The organism is Billgrantia kenyensis (genome assembly GCF_013697085.1).
GTDB lineage: Bacteria > Pseudomonadota > Gammaproteobacteria > Pseudomonadales > Halomonadaceae > Halomonas > Halomonas kenyensis.
Genome location: NZ_JACEFT010000008.1, coordinates 67,420 through 88,553, shown reverse-complemented (window position 1 = coordinate 88,553; position 21,134 = coordinate 67,420). Strand labels below are relative to the sequence as shown.

Here is a 21,134-nt window from a genome sequence, read left to right as displayed (position 1 = left end):
ACCTGGCGCAGCATCTCGTCGTCCTGCCAGATGGTCAGGGTAGCCTCGCGGTCGAGAATATCGCGGGCAGAGAGGCTACCGTTACGGCTGGCGAAGCGCACCGAGAGCTCGAAGGGGGCGGAGAGCCGTTCACGATGGGTGAACTCGATGACGGCCAAGTCCTCTGCGCCGGACAAGGATAGAGTGAAGTGCAATCCGGTGGCCTTGGCCATGTCGCCTCCCTGCGGCTGGAAGTACTCAATGTTATTGGTCGTCTGCGTACACGCTTTTTCGCGCAGGAAAGCATAACAATCGCAGGGTTACGTATCTGTGGCGCTTCGCGGATAGACACGTAAGAAAAGACTTACAAAAGAGACGCAACGACCGACGCCAGCCTCAGGAAGCAGACCGCCACCTGCAGTTCTGCCTGCTTCGCCGCGCTGGGCGTGAGCGTCACGGTGGAAGACGCCAGCAACACCGGCAAGGTGGACATGACCGTCGATTTCGACGGCCACCTCTACCTGTTCGAATTCAAGGTGGTCGAGCAGGTGCCCGAGGGCAAGGCGCTGCAGCAGCTTCAGGAGAAGGGCTACGCCGACAAGTACCGCGGCCAGGGCAAGCCCATCCACCTGATCGGCGTCGAGTTCTCCCGCGAGCGGCGCCAGATCGTCGCCTTCGATGTCGCGGCGGTTTGAGGCCTGCCCGGCATAGGCTAGAGCGTCACACGTCCCTCACGCAGCCGTGGCATTCACGCTTTGACTCGACCAGTGCTGCCGATTACCCTTTACCCTAGGTAATTGTGCAAGAAAGCCTTGGCGAGCGACTGAATTATGGAAACGGCTCTGATCAATCGATACGAGTACCCAGAGCTCGATCTGATCCTTTGGGACCGGGCTGAGACATTCATTGCGCCCGACGTCGCCTTTCGCCTATATGAAGAGCGCTGGCGCTTCGTTGATCAAGTGCGCCTGACGGATGAGGAGCGGGAGTTGATTCTCGAACTCAAAAAGGTCTATGGCCACGGGCATATTCTGACAGCATGAAATACCGCCGACCGCATCATCGTGCTGTAGGCCAATTGCTTGCGCAATTCGATGGGGACTATCTCTCAGCCAATAATATCCTCTTTGGGGGCGGCACCAGAATCGCTCTAAGCAAGCGCCGGAGTGGCTGGCCAAACTCGGCTTGCGCTAGGCCGCGACCAAGGCACGCCCATCCACCTGATCGGCGTCGAGTTCTCCCGCGAGCGACGCCAGATCGTCGCCTTCGATATCGCAGCGGCTTGAATGGCAGCCGCAGCAACACACCATTGGCCTGCTGAGCGAAGCCTACGAGCAGCTTGGCCAGATTCCTTGCTCACTCCCCGCGCGAATTGGCAGGCCCTGAAACCAAACCGGGCGCCCTTGGGCGCCCTTGGGCGCCCGGTCGGTCATTGTTCGGTTTCGGCAGGCTCTCGCTTTCGCACCACATCGACCTTGTACTGCTCCCTGGTCCACTTGCCCTGGGGCTTGTCGATGTACTGGAAGTACTCGTTGGTGAAGTTGCCCTGGTTGCAGGTGTAGCGGTAGGAAGCCGTGCGAATCTCATCGCGTGGCAACACCTCGTTGTATACGGTGGGGCCGGTGAGGTGGAAGATGCCCTTATCCTCGTCGCTTTCGATGTTGGCGTGGATCGCCTCGATCACCTTCTGCAGGTGCGGGTTGTTCGGCTTGCTGGCAATGAAATAGTTGCTGATTTCACCCCGCCTGGTGGTGACGAACAGCTCCTCCATCTCCGGCTTGACGATCCGCGCCAGCGGCCACACCGCATGACCGTCGATATCCATGTAGACGCCGCCGTGCTTCTGCAGCACCAGCACGCGCCAGAAATCGGCCTGGGCCGCGCCTACCTGCAAGCGCGAGAAAGCCTCGAAGATCTCGCCCGGGTAGTTCTCCTCGATGAACCTGGCCCTGGCCTCGGTGATCATGAAGCGATATTCGAAGCTCGGCGCCATCAGGGGGTTGAACAGATAGTTCAGGTAGACCGGCAGCGTCGCCTTGTCGGTGAGCTGCGCATTCATCGGATGCGCAAGACACCACGACACAAGCGCTCTTCGCCGCCTGGCGGAACGGCAACAGCGCAGAGTACCTGCGCCTGGCCAGCGCCTGCCTTCCCCGCCTGCTCGGCCTGACGGCCCGCTTTCTCGAACGGCCTGGCCACCGGGAAGCGGTATGCCGTGACACCCTGCTGCTCGCCTGGCGCAACCTGCCTGAGGAAGGCAGCCACCCAAGGCCGGACCCATGGCTCTACGGCATCCTGGGCAGCCGGCTCTACAGCCAGCTGTTGGCGCTGCACGGCACGCAGCGTGCCATGCAGCGCCAGGTCGAAGCGCTCGCGGCAGACAATGGAATGGAGACGATATCCCCCACCGGGCCACGGCCAGCGCTGCTGAGTGGCGAAGCGCTGGCAGGCATGGCGGCACAGGTCTCGCCCGAGCCTCCCACGCAACGGCTGCTGGACGAACTCGACGCGCTAATCGAGGCCGAAGTCGCCCAGCGTCAGGCGCCCCTGCCCCCCACCGGAGAACGGGTATATCCCCCGCTCTTCGATCCCTCGCTGCGCCTGCGCATGTTCCGCTCGCGGGCCGGGTTTCGCATCAAGGAAGCCTTCAAGCGCAGCATGGGCCGCCCACTCGAAGACAAGTTGTTCCAGCGCTGGCTCGAAGACAAGCCGGGTAGCGCCTGGCTCGAGGAGCAGGGCCTGCCACGTCGCAGCGTCGAAGCCTATGCCGGAAACAGGCTCGACCTCGAGCTCGACCCCACGCTCCTGACCCGCGGCCTCGATTTTCCCGCCTCGTTCCCCAACCGTACCCAGCGGCGCAAGATCTCCAACTTCTTCCTCTGGCCCGGACCGTGGGACCGGCCGACGCACACCCTGGCCGAAACCCACCGCCACCGGTTCATTCGCGATATCTGGGCGCACCGGCTCGACCTGACCGCCAGCGCAAGCTATGCCCAGCTGGTGGGAGAGCTGGCCGAAGGCAAACCGATCCGCTGGCACCACCATGGCATCCTGCTCGACTCGGAAGCGCGTGTTCATGCCTACCTGGAGCGCTACCGGCTCTTTATGGAAGACATGCTCTGTTTCGGCTTCAAGCCAGGCCTGGGCTACGACCCGCTGGGCATCGCCATCGACAGCCAGGGCGGCATCATCAAGAGCAACAAGGGCCTGCACCGCCTGGCCATGGCGCAAACCATTGGCCTGGAGCGCGTGACCGTTCGAGTGAGAGCCCTTCACCGGCAGTGGTGGGAGCGTCACAAGGGCAGCGCCAGGGGAAAAGAAGCGATGGACAACGTGCTGGCCGCCCTGCCGGCTCACTGAAGGGGCGCACTGCGTCGTTGGGCAACCCCGGAGAAGGTCAAGGCACTCAAGCCCACCCACTTGCTGCCGATACTCCCTCTATACGGCGGCATTGCCTGCCTTCACTGCCCCCCAGACGCAGACCCCATGAAAACGACCAACAAGACTTCCCCGCTTCGCCCGACCCTGCTTGCCGCCGCAACCGCACTGGCCACCGCGACGCTGGCCGCCACGGCTCAGGCCGGCAGCCTGACCGAGTTCACCCTGACAGAAGGGCACCCCAATGTCGGCACCATGTCGATCGACTGGGGAAACATGGGCACCACTAACATGCGCGACCACCCGCTCACGTCAGGTTCCACCTCCTTTCGTTACGTTGGCCAGGAATTCATCGTCAATACCGCTGGCGAATACCTGCTTGGCCAAACCGCAGCGCCCGTAGATACCGTCATGCTGATCTTCGAGGGCGCCTTCGACCCCGCTCGACCAGGCAACGGCTGGCTGACGGGCAACGATGACTGGATAAACCAGTTGGACGACTCCGACCTGTCCAGCGAACTGGCGGCTGCCGGCATCACGCTGATCTCCTGCTCTTCGGATGCGCAGCAACGCCCCCATCGCTGCCCCGCGCTCAAGCTGTCGCTCTCGGGCGATACGCGTTACACCGTGGTGATCAGCACCTTCAGCGCCAACATGGAGATTGGCTTTCCACAATCGTTCTTCGTCTACGGGCCCGACTTCGTCGTGCTGGTTGGCCGCGGCGGACTGTTCGAAGCGCCGGTGGAGGGTCAGCGCAGCCAGCCGGGGGGTGCCTACCTGGATCGCGTCGTCAGCGAACTCGGCCTGCATGACCCCAACAGCCCTCTGCTGCAAGCGCTGACCGTGCTTTCCGCCATGGACGACGCCCAACGCGCCCAGTTCGTGGAAAGCATGAGCTCGAACGTTTCCCGCAGCGGCGTACGCGATGCCACCACGAACGCAGGGCGCACCATGCTCAACACCGTGGGCAAGCGCTTCGCCAGTACCGGGCTGGGCGGCCAGATGAGCGCCGGTCAGCTGGCCCCCGCCACCTTCGCCGGAATGGCTGTCGAGCGACAGCAGCATCGCGCTGTCATGCCGGGCATGGCACCCGACAACGACCCGCGCAGCAGCATCCTGCAGTACGGCGACCATGACTCGGTGGATGGCTTGCTCGGCCTGGCCTCGCAGCTTTCCCATCAAGGCGCCTCTCATATCGGCCAGGGCAGCAGTTGGGCCGAAGGTTTCGTCAGTCGCGGTAGCGGGGACGACTATGACTACCGCACCCACGGCGCCCTGTTCGGCATGGACCGGCGAATCGACGAACACTGGCTGGGTGGGCTGTTCATCGGCGTCGGCCAGGGGCGTGTGCAGGGCGACGATGCCGCCAGTGCCCGCACCGAGATCGACAGCGTGACCACCGGCGTGTACACCGCGCGCCGTCAGGGCAACGTCATCCTGGACGCCACCCTGCTTGCCGGCTTCAGCGACAACGAGCATCGTCGTGAAGTGGCCGGACTGACGCCTGAGATCGTCGAAGGCAGCAACCGCGGTGAAGAGGTGACCCTGGGGCTGGGCGCCAGCTATGTGATCGAACGAGGCCATGGCCTGGAGCTGGTACCCCATGCCCGCCTGATGCACAGCTGGCTGCACCAGAGCGCCTATGAGGAAAGTGGCGATTCGGCGCTCACCATGGCCTACGATTCACAGCGCCAGCAAGTGTGGCGCACCAGCCTGGGCCTGGATGCCGGTCACGAACTTCACCAAACCGACCAAGCCACCATTCTGTGGACTGGCGGCCTGGCCTGGGGCATGCGGGTACAGTCCGGTGGCGGTACCCAAGCCACGCTCAGCGCCGACACCACAGGCGACAGCTTCGTCATCTCTCCCGACAACCGCACCGTACACTCTGCCGATATCAACAGCGGTCTGCGTTGGGAACGGGAGCTGAACGGCCACAGCAGCATAGCTTTCAGCGGCAGCTACGAAGGCTCGCTGTCCAGCCGCGAGACCGAGCACGGCGCACGCCTGACCATGGCTTATCACTGGTAGTTACCTGTGGCCCGCCCATTCAGAGAAGCTGGGCGACAGCGCACAGAAATGGTTCCAGCTCAAGCTCATTAGCACGTTACTTAAGTTCAATGAGAAATCGCTAAAGTTTTCTTTGTCCTTGCCGATCCTATGCCTCGTATCCAACAGGGGTACCTAATGCTTCTCAAGGGAAGCAAGAAAAAAGAGCAAGGAGAAAAGGATGATCATACGCAGGACGCCGTTGGCATTGGCTATCTCATTGGCTGCAGCTGCTGGCACCGTACAGGCCGGAGATAACGGCGGAGGGAGCTCCTACGACCACGTGCCCTACTATCAGTACATCTATTTCACCGAAGAGGAATTTGCAGAATTCGAAGGCGGTCATCATGATTCGCTCGGCGAGTACACCAACGGCAAGTACCTGACGGTCAACAAAAACCTGGAAGGGCTCGACGATCCGCTGTTCCTGATAGTTAGCGCACAGCTGGATGAGGCCTACGACAGGCAGAACCCAACTAGCATCAACGCCGTGAATCGCGAAGCAATTGAAGTGGACGGCGGCACCTGGCAGCAAGCGCTGATTGCCAACACTTCTACCCTCACCACCAGCGGAGTGGTGGACTCGCCGTGGGAGCTCGATGAGCAAGACCTGGAGTCGCCCGTATACGGGCTAGTGAAGTATGTCGAAAATGACCAAGGCGAGCCCATCGGCTGGCGCCCTCATGCCATCTTGATCAAAGGCGCCGAGATAGTCGGCATCACGGCCCAAGATAGCGATGCGGCAAAGCTCGCCGAGCTAGACATGTTCGAAAGCGGCGAATCCCGCATCGTCATTTTCAACAGCGGCGAGCTTGAAAGCGAAGGCCATGCCATTTTTGCCCTCGGCGACGATATTGACCCGAACTGGCGCCCACACCTGGTGGGCAGCATCGTCAACCAAACCGGCCAGGACAGCTCCGGTGGCCTGATCTCCTCTGAGTACGGCCATGTGCTGCTGATGGCCGAAGCCGATATGACCGGCAATATCCTCAACGACCAAGGCGCGAGGATGAGCGGCCAGAACGGTGTCGTAGGTATCTTGGTGAACTCGAATTTCCAGGGCAATATCATCAATCACGGCACCGTGGAAACCAAGGCCGGCAGCGCCATTCACATTGCTGACAGCCGCTTCCAGGGTGCCATCGTCAATACAGGCACCATCGACACCAAGGGCTCAGAAGCCACCATCGACATCCGCAATACCGCAGGCAACATCTACATCGATCAGCGCGGCACGCTCACCGGTCAGCAAGCCATGCATCTCGATGGCCAGAACATTCGCGTGCGCCTGAGCGATGGCTCGGTGCAAGGCGACACCCTCATGCAGGGCGCAACCGTCACCTATGCCGGCGGCACCTATACCGGTAACGTCACCAACCAGGGCGGCCTGTTCGTGGTGGAAGGCCTGCAAACTATCGATGGCACCTATCAGCAGGATGCTGCCGCCACCCTCTCCCTGAGCAGCCGGCAGGTTAGCCGCCTCACTGCCAATAGCATCAATCTGGCCGAAGGCTCCAAGCTGGTGATCGGCAATGGCGATGCCTACCGTGACTTTGTCGATGGCGGCCAGATCGTCGTTCTCGAAGCCGCCCAGCTCGAGCAAGAGCTCGATCTCAGCGCGATTGAACTGCTCTCCGGCTCCGGACTGCTGAGGGTACACGGCCACCGCTTCAGTAACGATGGCACCCAACTGCTGGTGAGCTACTCCGCTCTCAACGGCGAGCAGATCGCCGAGGAAGCGATTCAACGCAGCAATGCCACTGGCGCCAAAGCCAGGCAGCTGCAAGGTCTGGGCCGCGCTCTCGACAATGTGCTGCTGCGCAACGACCAGGCCGCTCGTGTCATTGGAGACAACATCGACCGGCTGGAAGAGCTGCTTCCCGACACCAGCGGCTCGGTATCCAGCGGCACCACCTCTGCCAGCCAGGCCGGTAGCGGCGCCGTGGCCGTACGCAGCCGTGGAGTGGCTGCCGGCGACGCGCTTGCCAATCAGGGCGTATGGCTGCAAGGCCTCTATGGAAAAATCGATCAGCGCGAACGCGACGGTATAGCGGGCTTCGACAGCGACACCCGCGGCTTCGTGCTGGGTGGCGATATCGAGCTGCATAACGGCACAGTGCTGGGCCTGGCCTGGTCGCGCACCAGCACCGACGTGGACGGCAAGAACGGTCTGACCCGCAGCGAGATCGATTTCGACCAGATCACCGCCTACACCGGCCGGGCTTACCAGAACTGGCTGTTCGACGCTCAGCTCTCCTACGGCTGGGGGAGCAACGACACCTCTCGTCGCGTGCTCGGCGATAATGCACGCGCCGACTTCGATAGCGAACAGGTCAGCGTCATGGCAGCGGCCGCTTACGAGCATCAGCTGGATAACGCCACTCGCCTCACACCACGGCTTTCCGCCACCTACGCCAATCTGGAACTGGATGCTTTCGAAGAGCGTGGCGACGGCCTGTTCAATCTGCGCCAGGACGACCAGCGCATCGAGCGCTTCGAGGTCGGGCTGGAGGCGGAACTCTCGCACTTGAGCGCAATCGGCAACGTCATGGCCGAGCCACGCTTGACCCTCGGGGTGCATCACGACTTCCAGGGCAAGGCACGCAGCAACGTGAACGCCTTCGCCTTCGCGCCTGAGGAAACCTTCATCGTCGAGGGGCCGGAGCCCGACAACACCCGTTACACGGCCGGCATCGGCGTCGACCTGTACAGTGAAGGCGGCTTCACCACCTCACTGGACTACGGTTACGGCTGGTCGAGCAGCATGAAGTCGCATGGCGGCAGCCTGCAGCTCCGCTACGACTTCTAATCGACCGAGAAGGATCGAGAAGGACCGAGAAGGACCGAGAACGAAAGCGGGCGCCCATGGGCGCCCGCTTTCTATGGCATACGGATCATTGAGTCAGCGCGACGATTCAGTGGCGGCGTATTGACAACCGGCCAAAAACGCCTCGATTTCCGGCCAGTCGATTCGCCATGGGCCGTCGTGCCCCGCCCCTGCCACCACCTGATGGAACTGACAGGCTCCCCCGCGTGCCTGCAACATCCGCTCCGTCAACCTCGGCGGAACGATTCGATCGCCCTCTCCGCTATAGCTCCATAGCGGTAAATCGTCCCCTTTCGGCGGCACATGGCGAGGCTTGGGCAAAGCATGATGCTTGGCGAACTCTGCATCATCCAGATTTCCCGCCACCGACACCACGCCGACGACATTGTCCAAACCTGGCGCCAGCTGCAGTGCCAGATGCGCGCCGCCGGAAAAGCCCACGATTCGCAAGGGCTCTTCACCTGCCACCGCCTCGAACGCCTGCAGCAGCCATTGCTGGACCTGAACGCCATAACGTTCATCGGTCCACAGCGGTGGTCGGCATGCTCGAGGCAACACGTCATGAAACTGGCAAGGGCGGGCGACATAGGCCACCCGGGGGGAGGCATCAGCCACCGCCAGCTCGAGCGCCACGGGTACCTGCGGGGTGGGGTTGAGCGTTGGCACGCCGCCGCGGCGCCAGGCAGCCCCATCGCCCTCCAGATACAGGTGCCACGGCGCACCGTTGCCGGCGGCCGGCTCTTCTCGTGCCCAAACCCGCACCGGGATGTCCGGCCCCAGTTCAAGCGGCTCGAAGTTTTCTACAAGCAGTTGAGTTTCAGCGCCATGCACGCGTTCGCCCACCGAGGTAGAGCAACCCAGCAAAAGCACTGCCAAAGCAGGCCAAGCGCAACGACGAATGATGCTCCAGCGCACGTTATACCTCCGAAATTCTGGGCAGCATTGGCATTCCCCATCAGCCACACGGCGGGTAACACTATCCGGATAATGCAGCAAAATAATGCTAGAATTCTGCCCCTCAAATGGAAGGGGCAGAGCCTGTCATGGGAACCACAACAACGGCCAGCATGGGCGTGGAAACAGAAGGGCTGTTAGCTGCCTGGCACGAAGGGGACGAAGCCACCATTCAGCGCTGGGTTCAGCCCTGCTTGCCCCTTCTGCTTGGCGTAACGGCACGCCTGTTGAAACAGCAAGATCACCGAGAGCTGGTTTGCCGCGACACCCTTCTGCTTGCCTGGCGCAACCTACCCGAGCTGGAAAACCACCCCAGACCTGGGCAGTGGCTCTACGGCATACTTGGCAGCCGGCTTTATAGTCAGCTGCTGGCGCTGCACGGCTCTCAGACTGGCGTACAACATCACGTTGAAGTACTTACGGAAACCAAAGGGACGGTGGCGAATACACCTACCGGGCCACGGCCCGTCGCTCTCGCTGGCGAAGCACTGGCCGCCATGGCGAACCGAATCCCCCCAGAGCCTCCTTCACAACGGCTGCTGGGCAAACTGCAAGCACTCATCCAGGCCGAAATCGACCAGCGCCAGGCCCCCTTCACGCCTACAGGCGAACGAGTCTACCCGCCGCTGTTCGACTCTTCGCTGCGGCTACGCATGTGGCGCTCCCGGGCAGCATTTCAGCTCAAGGAGAGCTTCAAGCGCCGCCTTGGCCGCCCCATTGAGGATGCCCTCTTCGAACGCTGGCTCGACGACAGGTCCGGCAGCGCTTGGCTGGAGCACCAAGGCCTGCCCCGACGCAGCGTGGAAGCCTATTTCGGTGACAAGCTCAACCTCGAGATCGATCCTGCCAGCCTGACGCGGGGGCTGGACTTCCCGGCCTCATTTCCCGATCGTCGCCTTCGCCGCAAGGTCTCGAATATCTTCCTCTGGACCGGCGACTGGGACCTGGCAACCCCCCACCTGGCCGAGACACAGCGTCAGCGGTTCATTCGCGATATCTGGGCTCACCGGCTCGATCTCACTGCCAGCGAAGGCTATGCCCAACTGACGAAAGCCCTGGCTCAGGGCGCACCGCTACGCTCGCACCATCAAGGCGTGCTGCTGAACTCGGAAGACCGCATTCTTACCTTCCTGGAGCAGTACCGGCTCTACATGGAGGACATGCACTGCTTCGGCTTCAAGCCAGCCCTGGGCAAGGACTCGCTCGGGGTCGTCATCGACCGGCACGGCGACATGATAAAGAGCAACAAGGGTCTTCATAGAATCGCCATGGCCCAAGCGATCGGTCTCCGACGCATCAGCGTCAGGGTAAGGGCCGTTCATCAAACCTGGTGGGAACAGCACAAGGTCAACGCTCGCGGTAGGCAGGCCATCGAGGGCATGCTGACGGCCCTGCCTGCACAGGCAACCCGCATGGACTGAGCCCGGCCGATTATTGTTACCATACGCTCACAGAAACCCGCTGGGAGGCGCCCTTGAACTGCAAACGCTTCGCCTTTGTCATTTCCGATTTCTACGGCGGTGGCGCACAAAAGGTATTCCTCAATACCGCTGAAGAACTAAGGCTGCGCGGCCATACGGTCAAGATCCTTACCCTGCGCGAACGGATCGAGCACGAGATTCCGCCAAAACTCGAGATCGTGAACCTTGCGGTAATCAATCGGGCAACGAAGGCGCTCACCAATGTCCTGGTCGAAAAGGCCCAGGCACACGTCATCGGCAAGGCGCTGCGCTCTTTCCAGCCGGATGTCGTGATCTCCTGCTCCTGCGACAGAATTACCCGGCACCTGCAGGGCTTCAACCTCTATTTCTGGGTGCATGCCAATAGCATCGATGCCGCAACAGATGCCAAGCAGCGGCAGAAACTCATCGCCAAGAACCGAAACATCTACCTCGAGCGGCGGCTGATCGTGGTGTCGGAGGGCATCAAGCAGGCCCTGGTGAATCACGTCGGGCTGAAGGCGGAAAACATTCAGGTCATCTACAACCCCTTCGACCAGGCCCTCATAGCAGAGAAGGCCAAGGAGCCCATTGCAGCGCCTCATGCCGACTATTTCATTCACGTCGGCTCGTTTGAATACCGCAAACGGCATGACCGCTTGCTGAAGGCCTACCACGCAAGCGGCAGCCAATCGCCTTTGGTGCTGATGGGAAAAGGCAAACCGGCGGATGAGGCTCGCCTTCTCGGGCTGATCGATGAGCTTGGCCTGGCCGAGCGGGTCACGATCCTGCCCTTCCAGACCAACCCCTACCCCTTCATTGCCCAAGCCAAGGCACTGCTGCTTACCTCTGACCAGGAGGGCCTGCCCACCGTGCTGATCGAAGCCCTACTGCTGCACACCCCGGTGATCAGCGTCGATTGCCCCAGCGGCCCCAGCGAAATCCTCACGGATGAGCTCGCGCCCTATCTCACCGACATGAATGATGCAGAAGCCCTGGCCTCCGCCATTCGCCAGATGGACGATGCGCCGCTCGGCATCGAGACGAAACACTACAAAAGGTTCCTGTCTACAACCGTCATCCCCCAGTTCGAACGGCTGTGAAGGCGCAACGCGCCATACAACCCCCATCGCAGGCGACACGACGGCAGGATTGGCTATAAACTGTTTACCATGATCAAGGCGTTATTCATCATCGATCATCTGTCTGACGGTGGAGCCCCACGCTCGGTGCTTAAACTGACCCGTGCGCTACTGGCCAAGCAGGTGGAGGTCACGCTCGTTTCTCTCAGCAACAACGTCACGCTACCCATACCGGATGGGGCGCGGCTTATCGTTGCGCCCTTCTCACCCAAGGGAAGGTGGCAAAAACTGCACCGCTACCGCCTGCAGGCCAAGGTCTTGAACGAGGCCATCAGCGAACCAAGCCACCACTTCGATCTCGTGGTGGCCAACCTGCACCATGCGCACCAGGTCGTGACCCGCTCGCGCTTTGCCGATCAGGCCTGGCTCTGTATTCGTACCGACCCCTGGCAGGAGCTCATTGCCAGCCAGCAAGGCTGGCGAAAAGCGATAAAACGGCTGAAGGTCAAGGCGCTGTACAGCGGCAGAAAACTGATCGTGCTGACGGAAGGCAACATCGCCTCGCTCGCACGGGCCGGCGTGCATGCCAAGGAAACCAAGGTGATACCCAATCCCCTGGAGCTCGAGCGTATCCATCAACTGATGGACAAGCCGTTGCCCGAACCCGAGCTGGAAGAGACCCCCTTCTGCGTGTATGTGGGGCGCCTGGACATGCGCCAGAAACGACTCGACAGGCTTCTTGAAGGGTATAAGAAAAGCAAGGTCACGCTGCCGCTGGTGATCATAGGCGATGGCGAGCGGCAAGACCTGCAAGAGCTGAAATACCATGCTGCCGAGCTTGGCTTGCAACCGCGCATCCGACTGCTGGGGCACCGCGCCAACCCCTACCCCTACATGCGCCATGCCAGCGCCCTACTGCTCTCATCCGATTACGAGGGGCTGCCCAACGTGGTGATAGAGGCTCTGGCCTGCGGCACGCCTGTGGTTAGTACCGATTGCCCGACCGGGCCCCGCGACCTGCTGCAAGGCGATTTGGCAAAAGGGCTCGTACCACGGGAGGATACCGAGCGATTCGCCGAGGCGGTGCGAGACATCCTCGGCGACCCGCCCGACATTACGGAAGAAACACTGGCCGAGTTCGCTCCCGAGCACATCGCCAGCCGCTACTTGGCACTGGCGGGATGAGGCTCGCCATTGGCCTGCTTGTTCATGCGAGAGGTAACTCCCCACAGCACCGCCAGCCAGAACGCGTACATCATGACCCCACTGTTGTGGGCCAGGAACACCTGAGACAAGCCGAAATCGATGTACGCCACCGAGAGCAGCATGCCGGCCACGGCCACGGAGCGCTTTGACAGATCCCGGCTGGCGATATTCTTCGAGAAGAGCCGTAGCGGCACCAGGTAAAGGGCAAGCAGAACCGCTAGTCCAAACACACCGCGTTTTGCAAACGCATCGATGAACTCGTTGTGTGCATGCCCGTATCTAGTCACACCGGGATGGATGACACCTTCTTCCCCCAGCTCCTGCATGCGCTGACGATACCCGTTGTCACCCCAACCGGTAAGCGGCCGCTCGGCAATTAAATGGGCCGCCCCTTTCCACATCTCGAAGCGAGCACCCACCGAAGTGGTTTGACTCTCACCGGAGAAGTAACGCATCACATCCGAAACGGCCTCGTGCACTCGGGGTTGCACCCCCGTTTGCGGCAGCGAATAGGCCAAGGTGGCCCCCAACAGAACGAAAGCGGCCATCCCGACCTTCCACACAGCGGGAAGCTGCCGACCATACCCACGATAAAGCACCAAGAGCACCAGGGGAAAACCGATCCACCCCCCGCGGCTTCCGGAAAACAGCGAGCCGAGAATACCGGCGATAGCCCCCAAGACGAGCAGGCCTACCCAGAGGGAGCGACGGGGCTGCACCACCGCCCAGCCCAAGCCCGCCAAGCACAGCACGCCCATCAGCATGTTCAAATTTCCGAACTGAATCACGTACGTATGTCCATCGGCTCGCCAAACGCCCTGTACGAGCTTCTGCCAACCTGCCCAGCTCCCCGAGGCAATGGCGCCTACGGCCAGCCCACCCCACAGGAAGGCAAGGCGCGGGGGAAACGCCATGATCAAGAACAGCGCAGGAATCGCGAGCAGGAAGCGGATTGGTTTATCCATGCCTCGAGATCCTTGGCCATCCCACCAGACCTCCAACAGACCCACCAGGGTGTAGAGCACCAAGGTTGCGATAACCCAGGCATCCTGACGGTTGAGCGCCAATACAGGGCGTGAAACCAGCAGCCAGGCGCTGCCCAACAGTAGCAACACGGCTCCTATCGAATAGCCGCTCGGTACCACGAGAGCAAAGGCGCCGAGAAGGAAAACGGCTAGGCTGGTGTAATGCTGCATCCATACGCCTTCCCTGCAGGGAAGAGAAAAAGTCATAGTCGTCATGTTCTACCTGAAAGCGAGGGACCGCAGGCACAAAAAAAGAATGGCCGGCTCGAGCGCCGACCATTCTATCACGCGCGGGTTGCTAACTTTACCTAGCCAAGGGTAAAGGCTATGAGTGATAGCCTGCCGGGTTGGCGGACTGCCACCGCCAGGTATCGGCCATCATTTCCCCCAGGCCACGCTCGGCGCGCCATCCCAGCTCCCGCTCCGCCATGTCGGCGTCGGCCCAGAAGGCAGCCAGGTCGCCAGTGCGGCGCGGCGCAAAGCGGTACGGCACCTCGACCCCAGTGGCTCGGATAAATGCCCTGACCATCTCAAGCACCGAAACACCTTTACCGGTGCCCAGGTTGTAGCGACTCACCCCCGGCGTACTCAACGCCTGCATTGCCTTGAGGTGGCCAAGGGCGAGATCGACCACATGCAGATAATCTCGCTCGCAGGTGCCATCTGCCGTGGGGTAATCGTTACCGTAAATCGAAAGCTCCGGCAGCCGACCTATAGCGACCTGGCTGATGTAAGGCATGAGATTGTTGGGAATGCCCTGCGGGTCTTCCCCTATCAGCCCCGATGGGTGGGCGCCGATAGGGTTGAAATAGCGAAGCAATACCACAGACCAACGCGGGTCCGCCTGGCATTGGTCCTCAAGCACTTTCTCAACCATGGCCTTAGAAGTGCCATAGGGGCTCGAGGTGGTACCGCGCGGCATCGATTCCACGTACGGCACCGACGCTTCTTCCCCATATACCGTGGCCGAAGAGCTGAACACGAGGCGATACACCCCGGCGGCGGCCATAGCTTGGCAGAGTACCAAGGTACCGTAAACGTTGTTCTCGTAGTACCTCAGTGGCTGGCCTACACTCTCTCCCACCGCCTTCAAGCCGGCAAAATGGATGACCGCCTCGATAGCGTGCGTGGCAAACAGCGTATCCAGCATGGCACGGTCGCGAATATCGCCATGGATGAACACTACCTGCCTGCTGGTAATTTTCTCAACGCGGCGCAAGGCCTCTTCCGAGCCGTTGCAGAGGCTATCAACCACCACCACTTCATGGCCAGCCTGAAGCAGTTCTACCACGGTATGCGAACCGATATAACCCGCGCCACCCGTTACCAGTATTGCCACGAATGCTCCTTTCTCAAACCAGGCTTCTCAATAGGCATTCTTGTTGATGAAGCCCTTGAAGATCGTCAGGAAAATGATGCGTAGATCGAGCCAAAGCGACCAATTGTTGATGTACCATAGGTCATGCTCGACGCGCCTCTCCATCTTCTCCAATGTATCCGTTTCTCCCCGAAAGCCGTTGACTTGAGCCCAGCCCGTCATTCCCGGCTTGACCTTGTGGCGCTTCATATATGATTCTACCAATTCCTTGTATTGCTCGTTGTGCGCCAATGCATGCGGTCTCGGACCGACAATCGACATGCGTCCCTGCAGCACATTGTAAAATTGTGGCAGTTCATCCAATGAAGTGCGTCGAAGAAAGGCACCAAACTTGGTCACACGGGGATCGCCTCGACGTGCCTGGGTAACTTGTCCGCTCCCCTCCTCATGAACTTCCATGGATCGAAACTTATAAACCTTGAACTGCTTTCCATTAATTCCCATTCGATATTGTTTGAATAGTACAGGCCCAGGAGATTGGATCTTGAGAGTGAGTGCAATCAGCAGGCACACTGGTAGCGATAACAAAAAAAATAACAACCCCAGAAATATGTCTTCGGCTCGCTTGATGAAACGCGCTGTCTCTACCATAGGCGTTACGCTCAGATCGATAGCGAAACGACCCGCCACCTCACTTATTTGATGATTGAGCAGCTGAATTTCACCGAACTCGGGTATGAATCGGACCTCCACCGTTTGATGGCGCAAGGCATGCACGATTTGACGCACCGTACTACCCATGTCTAACGGCAAACATAACCAAACTTCACGTGCTCCTGAAGCCTCTACACGACGAGACAAGCAATCAAGAAATGCTTGGCTCGGTTTATCATTCAAGCGCTGCACACCTGAAATCGCAAAGCCTTCACCAGGAGTGTTGCGCATACTATTTCCTACATTAAGTAAATTCTGGCCTGGTCCTACCAGAAACACCCCACGCAAGTTCATTCCCTTGGCACGCGCAGACTTCAAGGCCAGCATCACGGCAACGCGAAAGCCCCCCGCCAGCACTAGCGAAAAGGCCATCGTCATGCCCAGCCACAGGCGTGAATAGCGCACCGAAGCCTCTGCCAAGTAGATAATTGATGTAGCGATCAGCGTGACTATCAACCAAACGCCAACCAAACGAAACAGGATGGTGGAGAGGCGAGTGGTACGCCAGCGCACATAAGCGTCGTCGATAAAATTGGCCATGACCACGAACACCGAGATCAATATCATCCCGGTCATAAAGCGTTCATGGACGTCGAATGTACCAAACCGTATATAGTGCGCAAAATAACCGCCTACGAAGACGGCGAGCGAATCAATCATTGGTACGAAAACCTGAGCGGGGTAGCGCTCGGTAATCGGGCTTCTATTTCCAGCCTGCCTCATATAGGAAACCACTCCATCAGCATCATCAGAGAGATTATTCACCCAACACAGGTTACCTGACTGTTGCTTCCCAATAGTCTCGACACTAGATGCTGAAAATGCTCGGCCACCACAGGCTCGGAAAACTGCTTGAGAAAGCGTTCACGGGCGGCATCGCCCAGTAAACGGCGGTACTCGGGGTCTGAATCGAGCTTTTGAATGGCGGCGACCAGCGCCTCCACATCATGCGGAACCACGGTTATGGCACACTCCTTGTCGGGAGCCACCCAATTAACACCGCTATTCAACCAGCAGTTGATGATCGGCTTGGCACAGGCCATGGCCTCCAGCTGGGCGATGCCGAAGGCTTCGGAAGGATATACCGAGGGGAAAAGAACCGCAGCCGAACGTGCAATCAATTGGTACTTGCAGTGCTCACTGACGAACTCGGGAATCACCGTCACCTGCTCTGGAAACTCTGTGGCCAGCCGGTCGAAGGCCCCCTGTTCCGGACCACGGCCAAACACCACGAAGCGAATCCCTGGGGCTTCCACCGCCAGCCGCCGCATGGCCGCCGCCATGGGGCGCGTTCCCTTGTATTCCACCAAGCGCCCGAAGAAGACGAAGTAGCCGGGTGCCGGCAGCTCCTGTTCCGCCTCGCGGGCAGGCGCCGTCGGGGCCAGTGCCGCCTCGACGCACCCGCCCTCCAGGACATAAGGCAGAATGGCGATATCGCGCTCGATGGCCGAGAGCATCTCGGAGTGTTCACGCAGCTTGGGGCTGCCGGTGATCACCTGATCGGCACGTGTCAGCAGATAGCGATCGAAGGGATAGGTCAAACGCTTCAGACACTTCTGCCGGTGCACATCCATGTGATAGCTCACCAGCCATCGGCACGACCGCGTTCGACCGAACAGCCAGTAGCCCATACTGGCCCAAGGAAACTGCAGATTCACATGCACCAGATCGGCGGTGCGCGTTTCCCGCCAGTAATGCCAGAAGAAGGCCGGCGACAAGGGGACCGACTTCAAGTGGCCCCACGAGCCACAGCGAATGACCCGTACACCATCAATACGCTCATGGCGCGTCGCGCTACCCGAAGTCGCACAACACAGCACAGTCACTTCGTGGCCCATGGCCTGATACCACTGCACGTACTGCTTGACGGCGGTTTCGATACCGCCTGTGTCGGGTGCATAGTGCTTGTAGACCAGCAACACCTTCTTGACCGAGCTTGTCGCGCTAGCCGCCATGACACCCCTTGCTCATGCCCCGTCCACCATGCGATATACCTCCAGCGTCTGTGCGGCGCAGCGTTGCCAGGAAAATTCTCCCGCTCGCTGCAATCCAAGGGCACGGAGTTTATCACGTCGGCTATCGTCACGGAGCAGTAGCGTCAGTCCCTGTTCGATCGCCTCGATCTCGTGTGGCAATACCGTCATGGCCGCCCCGGACGCGATTTCCCCCAGGGAGGTATTGTCGGATGTCAGCACCGGGGTGCCACTGGCCATGGCCTCCAGCACCGGTAAACCGAATCCTTCATAGAGCGATGGATAGGCAAACACGGCAGCGGATGCCATCAATGCCTGCACCTCGGGCCGTTGCAGGTAGCCTGTAACAATCACCCGATGCGGCGGTTTCACCTCGGCGATCAGACGCTTCAACCCCGCTCCCTTCCAGCCACCGCCCCCGGCCAGTACCAAGGGATACTCGCGGGCAAGCTCGGGAGGAAGGGCCTGGTAGGCCCGCAGCAACCCCTCAAAGTTCTTGCGTGGCTCCAGGGTCGCAACCGCCAGCACGAAGCCGCGCCAACGCAACCCCAGCCGCTGCAAATATAGCTGAGTGGATGATTCATCACGGGGATGAAAGCCCGCTTCACAGCCGAGATGCGTCACATGGATGCGCGCTGGGTCCGTCTCCAACCCCAACTCGAGCAACTCGCGCTTGACGAAGTGGCTATCCGTGATGATTGCTGACGCTCGCTGGACTGCCCTTGGAAGGTGCCGATTGAGGTACCCCACCCGCGAAGGCGGATGGGCTTCCGGAAACCGGCTATGCGACAGGTCATGTACGGTTATCACCGTTTTCCCGCGAAACGGATAGCCGACGAAATTGGGCTCGTGATAGATCGTGCGGCTATCCAGACTCCCCAGCAATTGCCCGCACTTGCGGCTTCGCCACCATTTGGCGGCATGGTAGGCCGCCGGCACATCGCGGGCGGCCACCCGCAGGCGGTGCCATCCACTAGACGAAGTGCCTTGACGTGCCTGAGCCGGTACCGGCTGGCTGAGTTGTGTCAGCGATTGTTCGATCTGCTCGCGGGACCAAAGCCCTTGATAGGAAATACCGCTCAGCTCGATATCGGGGTAATCTCGAAACGCTTCCAGCAGGTTCAGGGTGTAGTAGCCGATGCCTGTCAAGGGTGGTGTCAGTGCATCAAGGCCTATCGTCAACTTCAAGCCAACATTCCTTGTTCATGTGCCAGCATATCCTCCAACGTGTCGCGCAGGTCGTAGCACGGCTTCCATCCGGTGAGTGAATGCAAGCGGGTGCTATCGCCACGCAAACGCGGGATTTCGTTGGGGCGGACGAAATCGGGGTTCACCCTGACCTCGATCTCGTAGCCAGCCAGTTCGTTCATGGTCTCGAGCAACGTGCGCAGCGCCGTGGCTTTGTTGGAGGCGATATTCACTCGTAGCCCTCGGGCATCGGTGCCCAGCAATGCCAGATAGGCGCCGACCAGGTCCCGCACATCGGTGAAGTCGCGGCTGACATCGATATTGCCCAACTCGATGACGCGCTCGCCCCGCGCGAAGTGCTTGACTATCTTGGGGATCAGAAAGCGGTCGTCCTGCCCCGGGCCGGTGTAGTTGAACGGGCGGGTGATCACGATCGGTAAACGCTCGAAATAGTTGGCGACCATGTGTTCCATCGCCAGCTTGCTGCAGGCGTAGTGGTTGACCGGTGCCGGGCACACCGCCTCATCGATGACCTCGAGCCCCGGTGTGCCATATACATTGGCGCTGCTGGCCACCAAAATCCGTGTGGGCGGTGTGTCAAGCTCCGCGAGCACCCCCAACAAGTTCAGTGTGCCGAACACATTGGTGCGATAGAACGCTTCCTGATCGGCGTGGCCCACATACGACAGTGCCGCCAGGTGTACCACCCAATCGGGCTTCGCATGCGAAACGGCGGCCTGAACGGCCGCCGCATCGGTGAGATCGCTTGCCAGACTCTCGTCGGCCCCGGTGGGGCCCGTGCCCCACCCGACCACTCGAAAGCCTTTTTCCTGTAGCGCCTTGACCATGTAGCGCCCGGTAAAGCCGGACGCCCCTGTTACCAGGGCAGTTGGCATAAAGCCTCCTGAAGAAACGTGTGGCTTAGAACGAAAACCCTTGTTCGTTGCGGCGCAGGTCGGCCTCGACCATCATCCGGCACAACTCCTCCAGCGAGGTCTTTGGTTCCCAGCCCAGCTCATCCCTGGCCTTCCGCGGATCGCCGATCAGCAGCTCGACCTCGGCGGGACGATAAAACTTCGGGTTGACCTTGACCAGCACCTTGCCGCTCTTGGCATCCAACCCCTGCTCCTGTTCGCCCTGCCCTTCCCAGCGCAGCTCGATGTCCACCGCCTTGAAGGCCAGGGTGACGAAATCGCGTACGGTCTCGGTACGGTTGGTGGCCAACACATAGGTATCCGGCTTGTCGGCCTGCAACATGCGCCACATGCCTTCCACGTATTCCTTGGCGAAGCCCCAGTCCCGCTTGGCGTCCATGTTGCCCAGTTCGAGCACGTCCAGCTTGCCCAGCTTGATCTTGGCCACGCTGTCGGTAATCTTGCGGGTGACGAACTCGCGCCCCCGCAGCGGCGACTCATGGTTGAACAGGATACCGCTGGTGCCGAAGATGCCGTAGGACTCGCGATAGTTAATCGTCATCCAGTGGGCGTACAGCTTGGCGACCCCGTAGGGGCTACGCGGGTAGAACGGCGTGGCTTCGGTCTGGGGAATCTGCTGCACCTTGCCGAACATCTCGGAGGTCGACGCCTGGTAGAAGCGGATATCGGGGTTGACGATGCGAATCGCCTCCAGCAGGTTTACCGGCCCCAGGCCGGTGATCTCCGCCGTGGTCAGCGGTTGATCGAACGACACCCCGACAAAGCTCTGCGCCGCCAGGTTGTACACCTCGGTCGCTTCTGTCTCCTGTAACAAACGAATGCTCGACGACAGGTCGGTCAGGTCATACTCCACCAGGTGCAGGTTGGGATGATCCTGAATCCCCAACTCCTCGATGCGCCAGAAATTGACGGAGCTCGTGCGGCGGAAGGTGCCATAGACCGTGTAGCCCTTTTCCAACATCAGCTCGGCCAGATAAGCGCCGTCTTGTCCGGTAATTCCAGTAATAATCGCCTTCATAAAAACTCCACTATGTCAGAAAAATAACTCCAAAATGGCAACCCGCCTA

The 21,134-nt window shown here is 60.3% G+C and carries 16 protein-coding genes and 2 pseudogenes; 8 read left to right on the top strand and 10 right to left on the bottom strand.

Annotated elements, in window-relative coordinates; translation table 11 throughout:
- A pseudogene (locus H1D44_RS08870) lies at positions 1 to 212 on the bottom strand (type VI secretion system tip protein VgrG); the annotation flags it as partial.
- 204 nt (positions 213 to 416) lie between these two features.
- Between H1D44_RS08870 and H1D44_RS08865 the strand changes: the two are divergent.
- Together H1D44_RS08865 and H1D44_RS08860 are read left to right on the top strand one after the other, a co-directional pair.
- A pseudogene (locus H1D44_RS08865) lies at positions 417 to 674 on the top strand (PD-(D/E)XK nuclease domain-containing protein); the annotation flags it as partial.
- 135 nt (positions 675 to 809) lie between these two features.
- Positions 810 to 1,022 carry a hypothetical protein gene (locus H1D44_RS08860; protein WP_181514485.1) on the top strand — a complete coding sequence of 71 codons (213 nt, stop codon included), beginning with the start codon at positions 810 to 812 and terminating at the stop codon, positions 1,020 to 1,022.
- 386 nt (positions 1,023 to 1,408) lie between these two features.
- Here the strand turns inward: H1D44_RS08860 and H1D44_RS08855 are convergent, their stop codons facing one another.
- The gene (locus tag H1D44_RS08855; protein ID WP_238984529.1) at positions 1,409 to 2,038 is read right to left on the bottom strand and encodes a glycosyltransferase family 32 protein; all 630 of its coding nucleotides are present in this window, start codon (positions 2,036 to 2,038) and stop codon (positions 1,409 to 1,411) included.
- A 290-nt stretch (positions 2,039 to 2,328) separates the two neighbouring features.
- Here H1D44_RS08855 and H1D44_RS08850 point away from each other — a divergent pair, with 290 nt between their 5' ends.
- The 3 genes from H1D44_RS08850 to H1D44_RS08840 all read left to right on the top strand — a co-directional run bounded on the left by H1D44_RS08850 (position 2,329) and on the right by H1D44_RS08840 (position 8,215).
- On the top strand, positions 2,329 to 3,339 hold the full coding sequence (locus H1D44_RS08850) for a hypothetical protein (protein WP_181514484.1): 1,011 nt from the start codon (positions 2,329 to 2,331) through the stop codon (positions 3,337 to 3,339).
- 126 nt (positions 3,340 to 3,465) lie between these two features.
- Complete coding sequence (locus H1D44_RS08845; RefSeq protein ID WP_181514483.1) at positions 3,466 to 5,388, top strand: autotransporter outer membrane beta-barrel domain-containing protein; 1,923 nt, start codon at positions 3,466 to 3,468, stop codon at positions 5,386 to 5,388.
- A 199-nt stretch (positions 5,389 to 5,587) separates the two neighbouring features.
- Entirely contained in the window at positions 5,588 to 8,215 is a 2,628-nt protein-coding gene (locus H1D44_RS08840; RefSeq protein WP_181514482.1) for an autotransporter family protein, read from the top strand.
- Between the two features lie 93 nt (positions 8,216 to 8,308).
- Here the strand turns inward: H1D44_RS08840 and H1D44_RS08835 are convergent, their stop codons facing one another.
- The gene (locus tag H1D44_RS08835) at positions 8,309 to 9,148 is read right to left on the bottom strand and encodes a dienelactone hydrolase family protein (RefSeq protein WP_181514481.1); all 840 of its coding nucleotides are present in this window, start codon (positions 9,146 to 9,148) and stop codon (positions 8,309 to 8,311) included.
- Between the two features lie 128 nt (positions 9,149 to 9,276).
- On the opposite strand from H1D44_RS08835, the gene H1D44_RS08830 reads away from it, so the two are divergent.
- The 3 genes from H1D44_RS08830 to H1D44_RS08820 all read left to right on the top strand — a co-directional run bounded on the left by H1D44_RS08830 (position 9,277) and on the right by H1D44_RS08820 (position 12,893).
- Positions 9,277 to 10,608: an RNA polymerase sigma factor gene (locus H1D44_RS08830; protein WP_181514480.1), complete on the top strand. Its 1,332-nt coding sequence runs from the start codon at positions 9,277 to 9,279 to the stop codon at positions 10,606 to 10,608.
- Between the two features lie 53 nt (positions 10,609 to 10,661).
- Entirely contained in the window at positions 10,662 to 11,729 is a 1,068-nt protein-coding gene (locus H1D44_RS08825) for a glycosyltransferase (protein ID WP_181514479.1), read from the top strand.
- Between the two features lie 69 nt (positions 11,730 to 11,798).
- Entirely contained in the window at positions 11,799 to 12,893 is a 1,095-nt protein-coding gene (locus H1D44_RS08820) for a glycosyltransferase (protein ID WP_275299099.1), read from the top strand.
- Here the strand turns inward: H1D44_RS08820 and H1D44_RS08815 are convergent.
- The 7 genes from H1D44_RS08815 to gmd form a co-directional block, all read right to left on the bottom strand.
- Entirely contained in the window at positions 12,872 to 14,110 is a 1,239-nt protein-coding gene (locus H1D44_RS08815; RefSeq protein ID WP_238984528.1) for an O-antigen ligase family protein, read from the bottom strand. The two genes, H1D44_RS08820 and H1D44_RS08815, sit on opposite strands and share 22 nt — an antisense overlap.
- 154 nt (positions 14,111 to 14,264) lie before the next feature.
- Positions 14,265 to 15,278 (bottom strand): UDP-glucose 4-epimerase GalE, encoded by a 1,014-nt coding sequence (galE, locus tag H1D44_RS08810; RefSeq protein WP_181514477.1) that lies wholly within the window; start codon positions 15,276 to 15,278, stop codon positions 14,265 to 14,267.
- A gap of 27 nt (positions 15,279 to 15,305) precedes the next feature.
- A complete protein-coding gene (locus tag H1D44_RS08805) occupies positions 15,306 to 16,631 on the bottom strand; it encodes an undecaprenyl-phosphate glucose phosphotransferase (RefSeq protein ID WP_238984527.1) in 1,326 nt (441 codons plus the stop codon).
- A gap of 101 nt (positions 16,632 to 16,732) precedes the next feature.
- Positions 16,733 to 17,926 carry a glycosyltransferase gene (locus H1D44_RS08800; protein WP_181514476.1) on the bottom strand — a complete coding sequence of 398 codons (1,194 nt, stop codon included), beginning with the start codon at positions 17,924 to 17,926 and terminating at the stop codon, positions 16,733 to 16,735.
- A 12-nt stretch (positions 17,927 to 17,938) separates the two neighbouring features.
- Entirely contained in the window at positions 17,939 to 19,093 is a 1,155-nt protein-coding gene (locus H1D44_RS08795) for a glycosyltransferase family 4 protein (protein WP_181514475.1), read from the bottom strand.
- A gap of 35 nt (positions 19,094 to 19,128) precedes the next feature.
- Positions 19,129 to 20,028 carry a GDP-mannose 4,6-dehydratase gene (locus H1D44_RS08790; protein WP_181514474.1) on the bottom strand — a complete coding sequence of 300 codons (900 nt, stop codon included), beginning with the start codon at positions 20,026 to 20,028 and terminating at the stop codon, positions 19,129 to 19,131.
- Between the two features lie 25 nt (positions 20,029 to 20,053).
- Complete coding sequence (gene gmd, locus H1D44_RS08785; RefSeq protein WP_181514473.1) at positions 20,054 to 21,085, bottom strand: GDP-mannose 4,6-dehydratase; 1,032 nt, start codon at positions 21,083 to 21,085, stop codon at positions 20,054 to 20,056.
- Positions 21,086 to 21,134 lie beyond the last annotated feature (49 nt).